The sequence below is a fragment of the Micromonospora craterilacus genome (assembly GCF_003236315.1).
Classification (GTDB): Bacteria; Actinomycetota; Actinomycetes; order Mycobacteriales; family Micromonosporaceae; genus Micromonospora; species Micromonospora craterilacus.
Genome location: NZ_POTY01000026.1, coordinates 24,680 through 40,600, shown reverse-complemented (window position 1 = coordinate 40,600; position 15,921 = coordinate 24,680). Strand labels below are relative to the sequence as shown.

General features: G+C 71.2%; 15 protein-coding genes. 4 read left to right on the top strand and 11 right to left on the bottom strand.

Translation table 11 applies throughout. The features are described 5' to 3' along the window. Positions 1-99: 99 nt before the first annotated feature. The 8 genes from C1I95_RS06910 to C1I95_RS06875 all read right to left on the bottom strand — a co-directional run bounded on the left by C1I95_RS06910 (position 100) and on the right by C1I95_RS06875 (position 7,057). A complete protein-coding gene (locus tag C1I95_RS06910) occupies positions 100-576 on the bottom strand; it encodes a metal-sulfur cluster assembly factor (protein WP_111212932.1) in 477 nt (158 codons plus the stop codon). Between the two features lie 76 nt (positions 577-652). Continuing rightward, the gene (sufU, locus tag C1I95_RS06905) at positions 653-1,129 is read right to left on the bottom strand and encodes a Fe-S cluster assembly sulfur transfer protein SufU (RefSeq protein WP_111212931.1); all 477 of its coding nucleotides are present in this window, start codon (positions 1,127-1,129) and stop codon (positions 653-655) included. A gap of 45 nt (positions 1,130-1,174) precedes the next feature. Beyond that, entirely contained in the window at positions 1,175-2,515 is a 1,341-nt protein-coding gene (locus C1I95_RS06900) for a cysteine desulfurase (protein WP_111212930.1), read from the bottom strand. Positions 2,516-2,540: 25 nt separating this feature from the next. Further along, positions 2,541-3,314, bottom strand: coding sequence for a Fe-S cluster assembly ATPase SufC (gene sufC / locus C1I95_RS06895; RefSeq protein WP_111212929.1), 774 nt, complete (start codon positions 3,312-3,314; stop codon positions 2,541-2,543). Continuing rightward, positions 3,314-3,640 carry a non-heme iron oxygenase ferredoxin subunit gene (locus C1I95_RS06890; RefSeq protein WP_111212928.1) on the bottom strand — a complete coding sequence of 109 codons (327 nt, stop codon included), beginning with the start codon at positions 3,638-3,640 and terminating at the stop codon, positions 3,314-3,316. Before C1I95_RS06890 ends, sufC begins: the two co-directional genes overlap by 1 nt. Further along, positions 3,640-4,782, bottom strand: coding sequence for a Fe-S cluster assembly protein SufD (gene sufD / locus C1I95_RS06885; protein WP_111212927.1), 1,143 nt, complete (start codon positions 4,780-4,782; stop codon positions 3,640-3,642). Before sufD ends, C1I95_RS06890 begins: the two co-directional genes overlap by 1 nt. A gap of 77 nt (positions 4,783-4,859) precedes the next feature. Continuing rightward, positions 4,860-6,290: a Fe-S cluster assembly protein SufB gene (gene sufB, locus C1I95_RS06880; protein ID WP_111212926.1), complete on the bottom strand. Its 1,431-nt coding sequence runs from the start codon at positions 6,288-6,290 to the stop codon at positions 4,860-4,862. Continuing rightward, positions 6,287-7,057, bottom strand: a complete 771-nt coding sequence (locus tag C1I95_RS06875) for a helix-turn-helix transcriptional regulator (RefSeq protein WP_111212925.1) — start codon at positions 7,055-7,057, stop codon at positions 6,287-6,289. Before C1I95_RS06875 ends, sufB begins: the two co-directional genes overlap by 4 nt. A 98-nt stretch (positions 7,058-7,155) precedes the next feature. Between C1I95_RS06875 and C1I95_RS06870 the strand changes: the two genes are divergently transcribed. Continuing rightward, the gene (locus tag C1I95_RS06870) at positions 7,156-8,127 is read left to right on the top strand and encodes a COX15/CtaA family protein (RefSeq protein WP_438941289.1); all 972 of its coding nucleotides are present in this window, start codon (positions 7,156-7,158) and stop codon (positions 8,125-8,127) included. Positions 8,128-8,155: 28 nt separating this feature from the next. Here C1I95_RS06870 and C1I95_RS06865 read toward each other — a convergent pair whose 3' ends face one another. The 3 genes from C1I95_RS06865 to C1I95_RS06855 all read right to left on the bottom strand — a co-directional run bounded on the left by C1I95_RS06865 (position 8,156) and on the right by C1I95_RS06855 (position 10,660). Beyond that, positions 8,156-9,073 carry an ATP-grasp domain-containing protein gene (locus C1I95_RS06865; RefSeq protein ID WP_111212923.1) on the bottom strand — a complete coding sequence of 306 codons (918 nt, stop codon included), beginning with the start codon at positions 9,071-9,073 and terminating at the stop codon, positions 8,156-8,158. A gap of 22 nt (positions 9,074-9,095) precedes the next feature. After that, complete coding sequence (locus C1I95_RS06860) at positions 9,096-9,431, bottom strand: hypothetical protein (protein ID WP_111212922.1); 336 nt, start codon at positions 9,429-9,431, stop codon at positions 9,096-9,098. A gap of 272 nt (positions 9,432-9,703) precedes the next feature. After that, positions 9,704-10,660, bottom strand: coding sequence for a heme o synthase (locus C1I95_RS06855; protein ID WP_111212921.1), 957 nt, complete (start codon positions 10,658-10,660; stop codon positions 9,704-9,706). Between the two features lie 266 nt (positions 10,661-10,926). On the opposite strand from C1I95_RS06855, the gene tkt reads away from it, so the two are divergent. Genes tkt through C1I95_RS06840 form a run of 3 tightly spaced genes read left to right on the top strand, consistent with a single transcriptional unit; the run spans position 10,927 to position 15,911 of the window. After that, on the top strand, positions 10,927-13,065 hold the full coding sequence (tkt, locus tag C1I95_RS06850) for a transketolase (protein WP_111212920.1): 2,139 nt from the start codon (positions 10,927-10,929) through the stop codon (positions 13,063-13,065). Between the two features lie 17 nt (positions 13,066-13,082). Next, a complete protein-coding gene (gene tal, locus C1I95_RS06845; protein ID WP_111212919.1) occupies positions 13,083-14,207 on the top strand; it encodes a transaldolase in 1,125 nt (374 codons plus the stop codon). A 51-nt stretch (positions 14,208-14,258) separates the two neighbouring features. Then, positions 14,259-15,911: a phosphoglucose isomerase-related protein gene (locus tag C1I95_RS06840; protein WP_111212918.1), complete on the top strand. Its 1,653-nt coding sequence runs from the start codon at positions 14,259-14,261 to the stop codon at positions 15,909-15,911. Positions 15,912-15,921 lie beyond the last annotated feature (10 nt).

Here is a 15,921-nt window from a genome sequence, read left to right as displayed (position 1 = left end):
CGCGAGGTCCGCAGCGCGGGGCACGCCGGGTACGCGGGGTGGAGATGCGTCGAGCGCGGCGCCCCAAAGGGCGCCGCGCTCGACGGGTGACGGCGTCGGTCAGACGTTGAAGCCGAGGGAGCGGAGCTGATCCCGGCCCTCGTCAGTAATCTTGTCGGGCCCCCACGGCGGCAGCCAGACCCAGTTGATCCGGATCTCGTTGACCAGCCCGCCGCCGGGCCCGGTGGTCAGCGCCTGGCGGGTCTGGTCCTCGATCACGTCGGTCAGCGGGCACGCCGCCGAGGTCAGCGTCATGTCCAGGGTGGCCACGTTCTGGTCGTCGACGTGGACGCCGTACAGCAGGCCGAGGTCGACCACGTTGATGCCCAACTCCGGGTCGACGACGTCCTTCATCGCCTCCTCAATGTCGGCGACGGCGGCCTTGCCGCCGTCGGCCGAGCCGCCGGCGGCGCCGTCGGCCGAGCCGCCGGCCGCGGGCGTGGTGCCGTCGGCGACGGCACCCTCCGTGGCCGCCGGACCGGTCACCGTGCCCTCGCCAGCCGCCGAGTTCGCCTCGGTGGCGATGTTTTCACTCATGCCCTCACCTCGCTTCGCTGGGCGCCGGCATGAGGCACCAGCACACCGTGTCGATGATTCGCTCGCTGACGCTCGCTCATGCCTTCACCTCTGTCGGGCTCGCGCCCACACCGGCGCGTGCCGCGGCGTCCTTGAAGGCCATCCACGGCAACAGCGCGCACTTGACCCGGGCGGGATAGCGGGCGACTCCCTCGAACGCCACCCCGTCGCCGAGCACGTCCTCGTCCGGCGTGACCTGGCCACGACCGGACATCAGCGCCACGAACGCCTCATGCACCTCGAACGCCTCGACCGCGCCCCGGCCGACCAGCAGTTCGTGCAGCACGCTCGCCGACGCCTGGCTGATCGAGCAGCCCATCCCGTCGTACGACACGTCGTGCAGCAGCTCGCCGTCGGTGGCCACCCGGATGGTCACCTCGTCGCCGCAGGTCGGGTTGACGTGGTGCGCCTCGCCGACCTGGTCCGCCGGGTCGGCGGCGTCGCGGAGGCCGCGGCCGTGCGGGTGCTTGTAGTGGTCCAGGATGATCTCCTGGTAAAGAGACTCAAGCTGCATCAGGCTGAACTCCCGTCGACTCGCCGGGCTCCGGCGTCGCCCGGCTCATCGGAACACCTTCCACACCTGCTCCAGCCCGGCCACCAGGGCGTCGATCTCCTCGGTGGTGGTGTAGAGGTAGAACGAGGCCCGGGTCGTCGCCGGCACCCCGAACCGGGTGCAGACCGGCCGGGCGCAGTGGTGGCCCACCCGCACCTGCACACCGAGCGAGTCGAGCACCTGCCCGACGTCATGCGGGTGCACGTCGCCCAGGGCGAAGGAGATGGTGCCGCCCCGGCCGACCGGCACCTCCGGGCCGAAGATCCGCAGGCCCGGCACGGTGGCCAGGGCGTCCAGCGCGTACGCGGTCAGTTGCTTCTCGTGCCACTGGATCGCCCGCATGCCGATGCCGGTGAGGTAGTCCACCGCCGCGCCGAGCGCGACCGCCTCGGCGATCGGCGGGGTGCCCGCCTCGAACCGGGCCGGCGGCGCGGCGTACGTCGAGCCGCCCATCGCCACCGTCTCGATCATCGAGCCGCCGCCGAACACCGGCGGCATCGCCGCGAGCAGCTCCGAGCGCCCCCAGAGCACCCCGATGCCGGTCGGGCCGCACATCTTGTGCCCGGTGAAGACGATGAAGTCCGCGTCCAGGTCGACCACGTCGATCGGCATGTGCGGCACCGACTGCGAGCAGTCGAGCAGCAGCAGCGCCCCCACCTCGCGGACCCGCGCGGTGATCCGCGAGGTGGCGTTGACCGTGCCGAGGATGTTGGACATGTGCACCAGCGAGACGATCTTCGTCCGCTCGTTGACCAGGTCGGTCAGGCCCGACTCGTCCAGCCGGCCGTTGTCGGTGACCGGGAACCAGCGCAGCGTCGCGCCGGTGCGCTCGCAGAGCAACTGCCACGGGACGATGTTCGAGTGGTGCTCCATCTCGGAGATCACCACCTCGTCGCCCGGCCCGAGCCGGAACCGATCGTCCGTCCCGCGTCCCCGGGACGGAGCAGACAGCGCAGAGGCGTCGGGTCGCAGCGAGGCGTTGGAGAAGGCGTACGCCACGATGTTGATCGCCTCGGTGGAGTTCTTGGTGAACACCACCTCGTCGACGCTCGGCGCGTTGACGAACGCGGCGACCTTCGCCCGGGCCCCCTCGTACGCCTCGGTGGCCTCGGTGCCCAGCGTGTGCACCGACCGGGACACGTTGGCGTTGTGCCGCTCGTAGTGCTCGCGCAGCACGTCCAGCACCTGGCGCGGCTTGTGCGAGGTGTTGGCGCTGTCGAGGTAGACCAGCGAATGCCCGTTGACCTCCCGACCGAGGATCGGGAAGTCGGCGCGTACCGCCGCCACGTCGTAGCGGGGCACGTCGTCGTACTGCGGCATCCCCGGCGGGATCGCGATGGTGGTCATCGTCGTGACCGGCCCTTCCTTCGGATCAGGCCCGCGCCGAGCCGGCCCCGGCCACGTACCGCTCGTAGCCCTCTTCCTCGAGCTTGTCGGCCAGCTCCGGGCCGCCCTGCTCGACGATCCGGCCAGCCACGAAGACGTGCACGAAGTCCGGCTTGATGTAGCGCAGGATCCGGGTGTAGTGGGTGATCAGCAGCAGGCCGGTGTCGCCGGTGTCGCGCACCCGGTTCACGCCCTCGCTGACCACGCGCAGCGCGTCCACGTCGAGGCCGGAGTCGGTCTCGTCGAGGATGGCCATCTTCGGCTTGAGCAGCTCCAGCTGCACGATCTCGTGCCGCTTCTTCTCACCGCCGGAGAAGCCCTCGTTGACGTTGCGCTGGGCGAAGGCCGGGTCCATGTGCAGGCGCTCCATGGCACCGCGCAGCTCGCCGCCCCAGGTGCGCAGCTTCGGCGCCTCGCCGTCGATCGCGGTCTTGGCGGTACGCAGGAAGTTCGCCACCGACACGCCGGGCACCTCGACCGGGTACTGCATGGCCAGGAAGAGGCCGGCCCGAGCCCGCTCGTCGACGGACATCTCCAGCACGTCCACGCCGTCCAGGGTCACCGAACCGCCGGTGATCTCGTACTTCGGGTGGCCGGCGATCGAGTACGCCAGAGTCGACTTGCCGGAGCCGTTCGGGCCCATGATGGCGTGGGTCTCCCCGGACTTCACAATCAGGTCGACACCGGCCAGGATCGGCTTGAGCTCACCCTCGGGCAGCTTGACCGACACCTGCAGGTCACGGATCTCCAGGGTGCTCATTATCGGGTCACTCCATTGCTCGGCGTCAGACTGACGTAGATGTCGCCGTCGCGGACTTCGACGGGGTAGACGGGTACGGGTTCGGTCGCGGGCAGCCCGGTCGGCGCACCGGTACGCAGGTCGAATCGGGAACCGTGCAGCCAGCACTCCAGCGTGCAGCCCTCGACCTCGCCCTCGGACAGCGCGACGGCCGCGTGCGAGCACTCGTCGTGCACGGCGTAGAACTGCTCGTCCTCGCCATGCACGAGGGCGATCTGGGTGCCGTCCACGTCGGCGCTGATCGCGGTGCCCTTCGGCACGTCCTCGACGGCGCAGATGCGGATCATCAGGCGCCGGCCTTGGTGAGCCGGGCCTCGATCGCCTCGCCGAGCCGATCGCGCAGCTCCTCGACCGGGATCTTGTTCAGCAGCTCGGCGAAGAAGCCACGGACCACCAGCCGGCGCGCCTCGGCCTCCGGGATGCCCCGGGCCATCAGGTAGAAGAGCTGCTCGTCGTCGAAGCGGCCGGTGGCGCTCGCGTGGCCGGCACCGGCGATCTCGCCGGTCTCGATCTCCAGGTTCGGTACGGAGTCGGCCCGCCCGCCGTCGGTGAGCAGCAGGTTCCGGTTGATCTCGTACGTGTCGGTGCCGGTCGCCTCGGCGCGGATCAGCACGTCGCCGACCCAGACCGTGTGGGCACTCTCCCCCTGCAACGCGCCGCGGTAGCCGACGTAGCTGCGGCAGTCCGGCACGGTGTGGTCGACCAGCTGGCGGTGCTCGAGGTGCTGGCCGGAGTCGGCGAAGTAGACGCCGTACAGCTCGGCCTCGCCGCCCCGGTCGGTGTACTCGACGGTGGTGTACTGCCGGACCAGGTCGCCACCGAGGGTGACCTGGACGTGCTGCACCCGCGCGTCGCGGCCCAGCTTCACCTTCAGGTGCTGCGCCTGCACCGCGTCGTCGGCCCAGTCGGCGACGGTGACCAGGGTCAGCTTCGCCCCGTCACCCACCGACACCTCGACGTTGTCCGCGAGGGTCACCGACCCGACGTGCTCCAGCACGATGATCACCTCGGCGAACCGGCCCACCTCGACGAAGGTGTGCCCGAAGGCCAGGCCCTCGCTGCCTTCGCCGATCGCCCGCAGGATGGTCGGGCCACTCACCACGGCGTCCTGCGCCACCCGCACCAGCAGGGCCTGCCCGGTCCCGCTGTAGGCCAGCGCGCTGACCCGGTCGACCGGGGTGAGCACGCTGCCCAGCCGGGGGTCGTCGGTGCCGATCCGCTCGACGGTCACGCCCTCGGGCAGGTCGGCGTACTCGTGCCGGACCGTGCCGGTGGCGGTCCGGTCGGCACCGACCAGCCCGCGCAGCCGCTTGAGCGGGGTGAAGCGCCACTCCTCCTCCAGGCCGGTGAGGGCCGGGAAGTCGGCGACGTCGTACGAGCGCAGCGCCTGCGACTTGGTGGTCGGCGGCGCGGAAGCCTGGGTAGTCATCTCGTCCTTGGTCTGTTTTGCGACGGCGTTCTGGTGCTCGGGTGGCGGGCCGGCGCGGGCCGGCCCGCCGGGCGGGGTCAGCCGACCGCGCCCTCCATCTGCAGCTCGATCAGGCGGTTGAGCTCCAGGGCGTACTCCATCGGCAGTTCCTTGGCGATCGGCTCGATGAAGCCACGCACGATCATCGCCATCGCCTCGTCCTCGCTCAGGCCCCGGCTCATCAGGTAGAAGAGCTGGTCCTCGCTCACCTTGGAGACGGTGGCCTCGTGCCCCATCGACACGTCGTCCTCACGGATGTCGACGTACGGGTAGGTGTCGGAGCGGGAGATGGTGTCGACCAGCAGGGCGTCGCACTTGACCGTGCTGGCGCTGCTGTGCGAGCCCTCCAGCACCTGCACCAGGCCCCGGTACGAGGTCCGGCCGCCGCCCCGGGCGATCGACTTCGACACGATGGTGCTGCTGGTGTGCGGCGCGGCGTGCACCATCTTGGCGCCGGCGTCCTGGTGCTGGCCCTCGCCGGCCATGGCCACCGAGAGCACCTCGCCCTTGGCGTGCTCGCCGGTCATGTAGACCGCCGGGTACTTCATGGTCACCTTGGAGCCGATGTTGCCGTCGATCCACTCCATGGTCGCGCCCTCGTGGCAGACCGCGCGCTTGGTGACCAGGTTGTAGACGTTGTTCGACCAGTTCTGGATGGTCGTGTAGCGGCACCGGGCGTTCTTCTTGACGATGATCTCCACCACGGCGCTGTGCAACGAGTCCGAGGAGTAGATGGGCGCGGTGCAGCCCTCGACGTAGTGCACGTACGCACCCTCGTCGACGATGATCAGCGTCCGCTCGAACTGGCCCATGTTCTCGGTGTTGATCCGGAAGTACGCCTGCAGCGGGATCTCCACGTGCACGCCCTTCGGCACGTAGATGAACGAGCCACCGGACCACACGGAGGTGTTCAGCGCGGCGAACTTGTTGTCGCCGACCGGGATCACCGTGCCGAAGTACTCCTTGAAGACGTCCTCGTGCTCCTTGAGGGCGGTGTCGGTGTCCAGGAAGAGGACACCCTGCTCCTCCAGGTCCTCACGGATCTTGTGGTAGACCACCTCGGACTCGTACTGGGCCGCGACACCGGCGACCAGCCGCTGCTTCTCCGCCTCCGGGATGCCCAGCTTGTCGTAGGTGTTCTTGATGTCCTCGGGCAGGTCCTCCCAGCTGGCGGCCTGCTTCTCGGTGGAGCGCACGAAGTACTTGATGTTGTCGAAGTCGATCCCGGTGAGGTCGGCGCCCCAGGCCGGCATCGGCTTGCGACCGAACAGCCGCAGGCCCTTCAGCCGCAGGTCGAGCATCCAGGCGGGCTCGTTCTTCTTGGCCGAGATGTCCCGCACCACCGCCTCGCTGAGGCCGCGCTGGGCGGCGGCCCCGGCGACGTCCGGGTCGGCCCAGCCGTACTCGTAGTTGCCCAGGGCGGCGAGCTGCTCCTCCTGGGTCAGGGGCTGGACGATCTGCTCGGTCATCTATCTGTCCTCACAGTGGTGACGGTCTTACCGGACTGGGCAGGCGGCTGAGCCGGGATGTGCGTGGTGCACACCCCGTCGCCGTGCGCGATGGTGGCCAGGCGCTGCACGTGAGTGCCGACCAGGCGGGAGATCACCGTGGTCTCGGCCTCGCACAGCTGGGGGAACTCGGCGGCCACGTGCGCCACCGGGCAGTGGTGCTGGCAGAGCTGGCCGCCGGAAGCGATCGTGGACGCACTGGCAGCGTATCCCTCGGCGGTCAGCGCGGCAGCGAGTGCCTCCGCGCGGGCCATCGGATCGTCGCCGGCGTCGGCCAGAGCCGCCTGGCAGCGGGCCTCCAGGGCAGCCACCTGCTCGGCGGCGAACCGCTCCACCGCCTGCGAGCCACCGGTGCGGGCGATCCAGCGCAGCGCGGCGGTGGCCATGTTGTCGTAGTGGTGTGCGCCACACCGGCTGCGGGCGGCGTCGGTCAGCAGGAACACCTTGGCCGGGCGACCCCGCCCCCGGTGACCGCGTACGGTCTGCTCACGGGCGACCACGTCACCGTCAGCGAGCATCGCGTCGAGGTGCCGGCGGATCGCCGCCGGGCTGAGCCCCAGCGCGTCGCCCAGTTGGGCGGCGGTGACGGCACGCCGCTCCAGCAGCAGCTGGGTGACCCGGTCCCGGGTCGACAGGTCGGCGACATTGCCGGACGCGGCCGGCACCGACCGACCGGCGGCCAGGTCAGCCGCCGGCTGGTGCCCGGAGAGCCCTGCCGCCTTTTTCACAACACCCACGTTACGTAATTCGCCAGGGGCCTGCAAACGCGGGGTCCGGTGATCCGAACCACCGCGCGGGCGGAGTCACCCGATCGGGGTCAACTACGGTGCGTAGGATTCGCTTCGTGAAGCGACCTGTCCGATTCCCGGTCTCCGCCACTCTGCTACGCCGCCTCGCGTACGCCAACATCGTCGCGAACGCGGCGATCGTCGTCACCGGCGGGGCGGTCCGGTTGACCGCCTCCGGGTTGGGCTGCCCGACCTGGCCCCGGTGCACCGACGAGTCGTACACCGCCACCGCCGAGATGGGCGTGCACGGGGTGATCGAGTTCGGCAACCGGCTGCTCACCTTCGTGCTGGTGCTGATCGCGGGTGCCACCCTGCTGGCCGCGCTGGCCCACCGGCCGCGCCGGCGCGGCGTGGTGCCGCTCGCGCTGGCCGTCGTCCTCGGCATCGTGGCGCAGGCCGTGATCGGCGGGATCACCGTACGCACCCAGCTGCACCCCTCGATCGTGGGCATCCACTTCGTGGTCTCGATGCTGCTGCTCCTCGTCGCGTACGCCCTCTGGCGCCGGGTTCGCGAGCCGGACGGCCCCAAGATCGCGCTGGTGCCACCCGCACTGCGGACCCTGACCTGGCTCACCGTGGTGTCCAGCGCGGCGGTGATCGTCGTCGGGGTCGCGGTGACCGGCAGCGGACCGCACGCCGGCGACGCCGACGCGATCCGCAACGGCCTGGACCCCCAGACGATCTCCCAGGTGCACGCCGACCTGGTCTTCCTGCTCGTCGGCCTGACCGTGGGCCTGTGGCTGGCCCTGCGGGCGATCGGCGCGCCGGCCCACGTCGTCCGCGCCGCCCGCACGCTGCTGCTGGTCGAGCTGGCCCAGGGCGTGATCGGCTTCGTGCAGTACTTCACCAACCTGCCCGTACTGCTGGTGGGCGCCCACATGCTCGGCTCCTGCCTGGTCTGGCTCGCCACCCTGTCGGTGCTCTGGTCGACCCGCGAACGCCGCCCGGTCGACGCGACCCCGACCGGGACCGCCACGCCGGCCGAGGAACCCGTCCCGGCCCACGCCTGAAGTCACCCGCCGCACGGGCGGCCGCCCGTCAGGCGCGGGCGAGGTGGGTGAGGACGGCGTCGGCCAGGCGGTCGGGGGCGCCGTCGGCGTACCCGATGAACAGCGAGGGCTCGGTCAGCTCCAGCTCCACCAGTACCGGCGTGCCGTCGGGGCCGGGAATCAGGTCCACCCGGGCGTAGAGCAGCCGACCCGACCCACCGGGCACCGCCGCGAGCGTCTTCTCCGCGACCTCGAGTTCTGCCGATTCGGCCGTCCGAGCGGTGATCTCCTCGGGCTTGTAGAGCCCCTCGACGCCCTCGTCCGGGCCGGTCAGCAGCGGCCCCTTGCGGATGGCGTGGCTGAAGGCCAGGCCCTCCGGACCGGCCAGGAAGAGCAGCGCGGTCTCGCCGGCGGTGTCGACCGCGGTCAGGTACGGCTGGACCATGGTCACCCGGCCGGCGGCACCGAGCCGGTGCACGTGGGCCAGGGCGAGTTCCCGGTGCAGCGGGTCGGCCAGGTCGTAGCGGCCGGTGTCCTGGCTGCCCGCGCTGACGGCGGGCTTGATGACGTACTCGCCCCGGTCGGCGGGCGGCTGCCACGGCTCGCCGGGCACCACCCAGCCGGTGGGCACCGTCGGCACGCCGGCCGCGGAAAGCTCGTCGAGGTAGCGCTTGTCGGTGTTCCAGCGCACCACGTCGGCCGGGTTGACCAGTCGGGGTACCCGGGCGGCCCAGGCGACGAACTCGTCGCGCCGGGACATGTAGTCCCAGGGCGAGCGGAGCACGGCCAGGTCGTACCCGGCCCAGTCGACCGCCGGGTCGTCCCACACGACGGGCTCGACGCGGACGCCGCGGGCGGCGAGCGGGGTCAGCACGAGGCGGTCGTCCGGGTCGAGGTCGGCCAGTTCGGTGCAGGTGACGAGAGCGACCCGGGGTTCCCCCCGGGTCGTCAGGTGGTGGTTGGTCAACTTATCTGTCTCGGTGTCTATCTCAACGGGCCATCGTGCGGCGCGCCATCGAACGCCAGAGGTCGTTGCTCGGGCGCATCTGGTCCATCAGCTCCCGCTCCCAGGCGTTCTCCACGGCGACTCCGGCCTTGGCGCAGGCCTCGCGGGCCACGACCGTGTCCTCCGCGAACTGGTCGCCCCACGCGCCGTCCGAACCCACCAGGACGATGCGTGCGCCGCGCTTGCCGACGTACTCGATGACCGCCTTCGCCCCGCCGTGCCCGGCGGCGAACGATTTGATACCCGCGACGAGCCCGTTGGGGGCCGGTGCGGAGGCGGCCTGATCAGCCGTCAGCGTCGTATCGGAACCATCTGCCATGACGCGAAGCCTAAGCAGACGGGAACCCGGTAGGGCGAGAACCGTGAAGGTTTTGTGATACCGATTACCTGCCGGTTTAAGGAAGAGCAAAGGTTTTTTGCCCGGTTTTATCGGGATCAAGGAGGACGATGTGACGCCGCAGATTGCCCCTAACCGGATCTAGCTGATCGATTGAGACCCGTCCCACCGTGCCGGAAGATGTGGCGACAAAACAGACAACACCGCCTCCGTCACGATCTATCCGGCGAAGATCAGGAAGGAACCCTTCCGGATCAGATCAGGGCGTCCAGCGCGGCGGCGGCGAAGACGATGGTCAGGTACGTGGTCGACCAGTGGAACAGCCGCATCGGCTTGACCGCCTCGCCCCGGCTGGCCCGGCCGGCGAGCTTGTGCGCCTCGACCAGGAAGATCGCGCCCACCACCAGCGTCGGTACGCCGTAGACCGGGCTCAGACCGAGCGCCCAGGGCGCCAGCGAGGTCAGCACCGTCAGCCAGGCGAACAGCACGATCTCGGCGTTGACCCGCCGCACCGAGGCCACCACCGGCAGCATCGGAATGCCGGCCCGGGCGTAGTCGTCCTTGTACTTCATGGCCAGCGGGTAGAAGTGCGGCATCTGCCAGAAGAAGACCACCCCGAACAGCGCCCAGGCCACCGGCGACAGCGAGCCGGTCACCGCCGCCCAGCCGATCAGCACCGGCGCGGCGCCGCAGGCACCGCCCCAGAAGGTGTTCGCCGCCGTGGTGCGCTTGAGCCACAGCGTGTAGACCAGGTCGTAGTAGACGATCGCGGCCAGCGTGAGCCCGGCGGCGAGCAGGTTGGTGAAGGCCGCCATCAGCGCGATCGACACCGCCGCCAGCACCAGCCCGAAGATCAGGGCGTTGCGCGGCGTCACGGTGTGCGCCGGCAGTGGCCGCCGCTTCGTCCGCCGCATGAGCTGGTCGATGTCGCGGTCGATGTAGCAGTTGAGCACGCTGGCCGCGCCGGCGGCGAGCGAGCCGCCGACCAGCACCACCGCGACCAGCCACAGCGACGGCATCCCGCCGTGCGCGAGCATCATCGCCGGCACCGTGGTGACCAGCAGCAGCTCCACGATCCGCGGCTTGGTCAGCGACACGTACGCCGCCACGACCGCCCGCAGGTCACGAGAGCCGGCCGGGGCCTTCTCCGCCGTGCGCACCGGCGTCTGCCCGGCAGGGTCGCTGACGGGGCGCTCGGTGATCATGCTCACGGATTGCCACCTTCCGGCGTCGGCAGGGGAGGTCAGGGCGGCCGAACCCGGCTCGGGTCCACACACCGCCACACACACTACGCGTTGTCGTTTTGGCTGCCCGGGCGACCCGGCAACGGTGCGGGCCGTCACACCAGCGGCTGAACCGGTGGGCCGGCCGGAAACGTACAGACCAGCATGCTGAGATCCTCGGGCGCACGTTTAGGAGCGCTCGATAGGGTCACCAGTGAGGGTTCCGCCCATCTCGCCGAGGAGCACAAACCACCGTGGCTGCCAACCGACCCGAGCACCCCGCTCTTGACTGGTCCGACCTCGACCGCCGTGCCGTGGACACCGTCCGCGTGCTGGCCATGGACGCCGTGGAGAAATCCGGCAACGGCCACCCGGGCACGGCGATGAGCCTCGCCCCCGCGGCGTACCTGTTGTTCAACCGGGTCATGCGGCACAACCCGGCCGATCCGCACTGGCCTGGGCGGGACCGCTTCGTGCTGTCCGCCGGCCACTCCAGCCTGAGCCTCTACATCCAGCTCTTCCTCACCGGCTACCCGCTGAGCCTGGACGACCTGAAGTCGCTGCGCCAGTGGGGCTCGCTCACCCCGGGCCACCCGGAGCACAGGCACACCCCGGGCGTGGAGACCACCACCGGCCCGCTCGGGCAGGGCCTCGGCAACGCCGTCGGCATGGCGATGGCGGCGCGCCGCGAGCGCGGCCTGTTCGACCCGGAGACCGAGCCCGGCGAATCGGTCTTCGACCACGACATCTGGTGCATCGTCTCGGACGGCGACATCGAGGAGGGCATCAGCCACGAGGCCAGCGCCCTGGCCGGCCACCAGCAGCTGGGCAACCTCTGCCTGATCTACGACGACAACGAGATCTCGATCGAGGACGACACCCGCATCGCCAAGAGCGAGGACGTGGCGGCCCGCTACGCGGCGTACGGCTGGCACGTGCAGACCGTCGACTGGCGGCGCGGCGACGCCGACCAGGGCGACTACCACGAGAACGTGGCGGAGCTGTACCAGGCGCTGCTGGCCGCCCGGGCCGAGACGGGCCGGCCGTCGTTCATCGCGCTGCGCACCATCATCGGCTGGCCGGCGCCGAACAAGCAGAACACCGGCAAGATCCACGGCTCGGCCCTGGGCGCCGACGAGGTGGCCGCCACCAAGCAGGTCCTCGGCTTCGACCCGGCCGGATCGTTCGAGATCACCGAGGAGGTGCTCGGCCACACCCGGCAGGCGCTCGGCCGTGGCGAGGCCGCGCAGCAGCAGTGGACGGCCGCCTTCGACGCCTGGGCCGCCGCCAACCCGGAGCGCCGCGCCCTGTACGACCGGCTGGCCGGGCGGACGCTGCCCGAGGGCTGGGCCGACGCGCTGCCCGAGTTCCCCGCCGACGCCAAGGGCGTCGCCACCCGGGCCGCCTCCGGCAAGGTGCTGGCCGCGCTCGCACCGGTGCTGCCGGAGCTGTGGGGCGGCTCGGCGGACCTGGCTGAGAGCAACAACACCACGATGAAGGGCGAGCCGTCCTTCGTCCCCAGCCAGTACGCCACCAAGGAGTTCCCCGGCCACGAGTACGGCCGGACGCTGCACTTCGGCATCCGCGAGCACGCCATGGGCGCGATCCTCAACGGCATCGCCCTGCACGGCGGCACCCGCCCGTACGGCGGCACCTTCCTGGTGTTCAGCGACTACATGCGTCCCTCGGTGCGGCTGGCCGCACTGATGAAGCTGCCGGTGGTCTACGTCTGGACGCACGACTCCATCGGCCTCGGCGAGGACGGCCCGACCCACCAGCCGGTGGAGCACCTGTCCGCGCTGCGGGCCATCCCCGGCCTGGACGTGGTCCGCCCCGCCGACGCCAACGAGACGGCGTGGGCCTGGCGGCAGGCGCTGGAGCACACCGACCGGCCGACCGCGCTGGCGCTGAGCCGGCAGCCGCTGCCGACCCTGGACCGGTCGACGCTGGCCGGGGCCGAGGGCGTCGCCCGGGGCGGCTACGTGCTGGCCGAGGCGTCCAACGGCAAGCCGCAGGTGATCATCATCGGCACCGGCTCGGAGGTGCAGCTCTGCCTGACCGCCCGGGACCGGCTGGAGGCCGACGGCACCCCCACCCGGGTCGTCTCGATGCCCTGCCAGGAGTGGTTCTTCGCGCAGGACGAGGTATACCGGGAGTCGGTGCTGCCGCGCGGGGTAAAGGCCCGGGTGAGCGTGGAGGCGGGCATCGCGATGTCCTGGCACGGGATCGTCGGCGACTGCGGCGAGAGCGTCAGCCTGGAGCACTACGGAGCGAGTGCCCCGCACTCGGTGCTCTTCGAGCAGTTCGGCTTCACCCCCGACCGGATCGTCGCCGCCGCGCACGCGGCGCAGACCCGGGTCGGTGACATCACCGGTTTCACCACCGGCAACTGAGGGGAGCGTGGGTGCACATGACCACCGACAGGCTGGGCGAGCTCAGCGCCGCGGGAGTGGCGGTCTGGCTCGACGACATTTCCCGGGTACGGCTGACTTCTGGCGGGCTTGACCAGCTGCGCCGGGAGAAGCACGTGGTCGGGGTGACCACCAACCCGACCATCTTCGCCAAGGCGTTGAGCGACGCCGACGAGTACGACTGGCAGCTGCGTGACCTGGCCGTCCGGGGCGTGGACATCGAAGAGGCCGTCCGCATGATCACCACGTACGACGTGCGGTGGGCCTGCGACGTGATGCGCCCCTCGTACGACGCCAGCGCGGGCGTGGACGGCCGGGTCTCCATCGAGGTGGACCCGCGGCTGGCCCACGAGTCGGAGCGGACCGTCGCCGAGGCCAAGGCGCTGTGGTGGCTGGTCGACCGACCGAACCTGTTCATCAAGATCCCGGCGACCGAGGCCGGCCTGCCGGCGATCACCGCCACGCTGGCCGAGGGGATCAGCGTCAACGTCACGCTGATCTTCGGGCTGGACCGCTACTCGCAGGTGATGGAGGCGTTCCTCGCCGGTCTGGAGCAGGCCAAGGCCAACGGCCACGACCTGTCGAAGATCGGCTCGGTGGCCTCGTTCTTCGTCTCCCGGGTCGACAGCGAGGTCGACAAGAGGCTGGAGAAGATCGGCTCCGAGCCGGCCAAGGCGCTGCGCGGCAAGGCTGCCGTCGCCAACGCCCGGCTGGCCTACGAGCGCTACGGCGAGGTCTTCTCCACCGACCGCTGGCAGGCCCTGGCCGACGCCGGGGCGCACCCGCAGCGGCCGCTGTGGGCGTCCACCTCGACGAAGAACCCGGACTACCGGGACGTCATCTACGTCGAGGAGCTGATCGCCCCCGGCACGGTCAACACCATGCCGGAATCGGTCATCCACGCCTACGCCGACCACGGCGAGACCCGCCCGGACACCATCACCGACGCGTACGACCACGCCCGGCAGGTCTTCGCCGACCTGCTGTCGGTGGGCGTGGACCTGGCCGACGTGATCGACACGCTGGAGCGGGAGGGCGTGGAGAAGTTCGAGGCGAGCTGGAACGAGCTCGCCGACGGCGTACGCAAGTCGCTGGCCGCGGCCAAGGCCGGAGGCAATGGGTGACGGTACGACCCGGCGTTCCCCACGCCGCCGCCCCGGTGACGGGGTGGCGGCGTGGGTGAGCTGCTGGCCGCACCGGCCGAGGCCGCCGGCGGTCTCGCGGTGTACGGCGCGCTCGCCGTCGACGGCAGCGCGCCAGCGTCCACCCGGCAGGCACTTGTCGACTCCGGCGTACCGGGCCGGCTGGCCGCCAAGGACCCGACGCTGTGGGGCCCGGAGGCGGCGGCCGGCGCCCGCGCCGGGCTCGGCTGGGTGGACACCCACCGCCGCAGTCGCGAGCTGCTCCCCCAGCTCGCCGAGCTGACCACGGAACTGGCCGACCTGGATCACGTGGTGCTCGCCGGCATGGGCGGCTCGTCGCTCGCGCCGGAGGTCATCGCGCGCACCACCGGTCGGCCGCTGACCGTGCTCGACACCACCGATCCGGGGCAGGTCCGCGCCGCCCTCGGCGACCGGCTGGCGCGCACGGTGGTCGTCCTGGCCAGCAAGTCCGGCACGACGGTGGAGACCGACAGCCACCGGCGCGCCTACTGGCAGGCGTTCCTGGACGCCGGGCTGACCGAGGCCGAGGCGGGGCGGCACTTCGTCGTGGTCACCGACCCGGGTTCGCCGCTGGAGGCGGTCGCGGCCGAGTTGGGCGCGATCACCGTGCTGGCCGATCCCGAGGTGGGCGGGCGCTTCTCGGCACTGACCGCGTTCGGGCTGGTCCCGTGCGCACTGGCCGGCGTACCGGTGGCCGACCTGCTCGACCAGGCCGAGGCGTTCGCGGCGTCGCTGGACCGGGTGGACGGCAATCCCGGCCTGGCGCTGGGTGCCGCGCTCGCCGCGGCCGCCACTGCCGGGCGGGACAAGGTCGCGCTGGTGCCCGACGGCACCGGCGTCGAAGGGCTCGGCGACTGGCTGGAGCAGTTGCTCGCCGAGTCCACCGGCAAGGGCGGCCAGGGCATCCTGCCGGTGGTGGTCGAGTCGCCGGACAGCCCCGGGCTGACCGGCACCGATGTGCTCACCGTCAGCTACGGGGGCGCACTCGCCGCCGGTGCCGTGCCCGGCGCCGGCACGGCACCCGACGTCGCGGTCAACGGCCCGCTCGGTGCCCAGTTCCTGGCCTGGGAGTACGCCACCGCGGTCGCCGCCACCGTGCTCGGGGTCGACCCGTTCGACCAGCCGAACGTGACCGAGTCCAAGGAACACACCGCGGCGATCCTGGCCGAGGGTCCGCCGCCGGCACCGGCGCCGTCGTCGGTCGAGGGCGCGATCGAGGTGTACGCACCCCCGGGCGCCCCGGGCGACCTGGCCGGCGCGCTGCGTCACCTGCTGGGCGGGCTCGACGACGGGGGCTTCCTGGCGGTGACGGCGTACCTCGACCGGCACGCCGACGCCGACGCGGCCCGGCTGCGTCCGCTGCTGGCCGAGGTCACCGGCCGGTCGGTCACCTTCGGTTGGGGCCCGCGCTACCTGCACTCCACCGGGCAGTACCACAAGGGCGGTCCACAGGTGGGTAGCTTTCTTCAGGTGACCGGTACGGTCGACGTTGATCTGCCGGTGCCCGGAAAGCCGTACTCATTCGGGGAACTTCAGGCGGCGCAGGCCGCCGGCGACCGTCGAGCCCTGGCCGGTCGCGAACGCCCGCTGCTGCGCCTGCACCTGACCGAGCGGTCGGCGGGCCTGGCCCAGCTGCTCGATGCGGTCGGGTCGCTACGGGCATGACGATGAACGA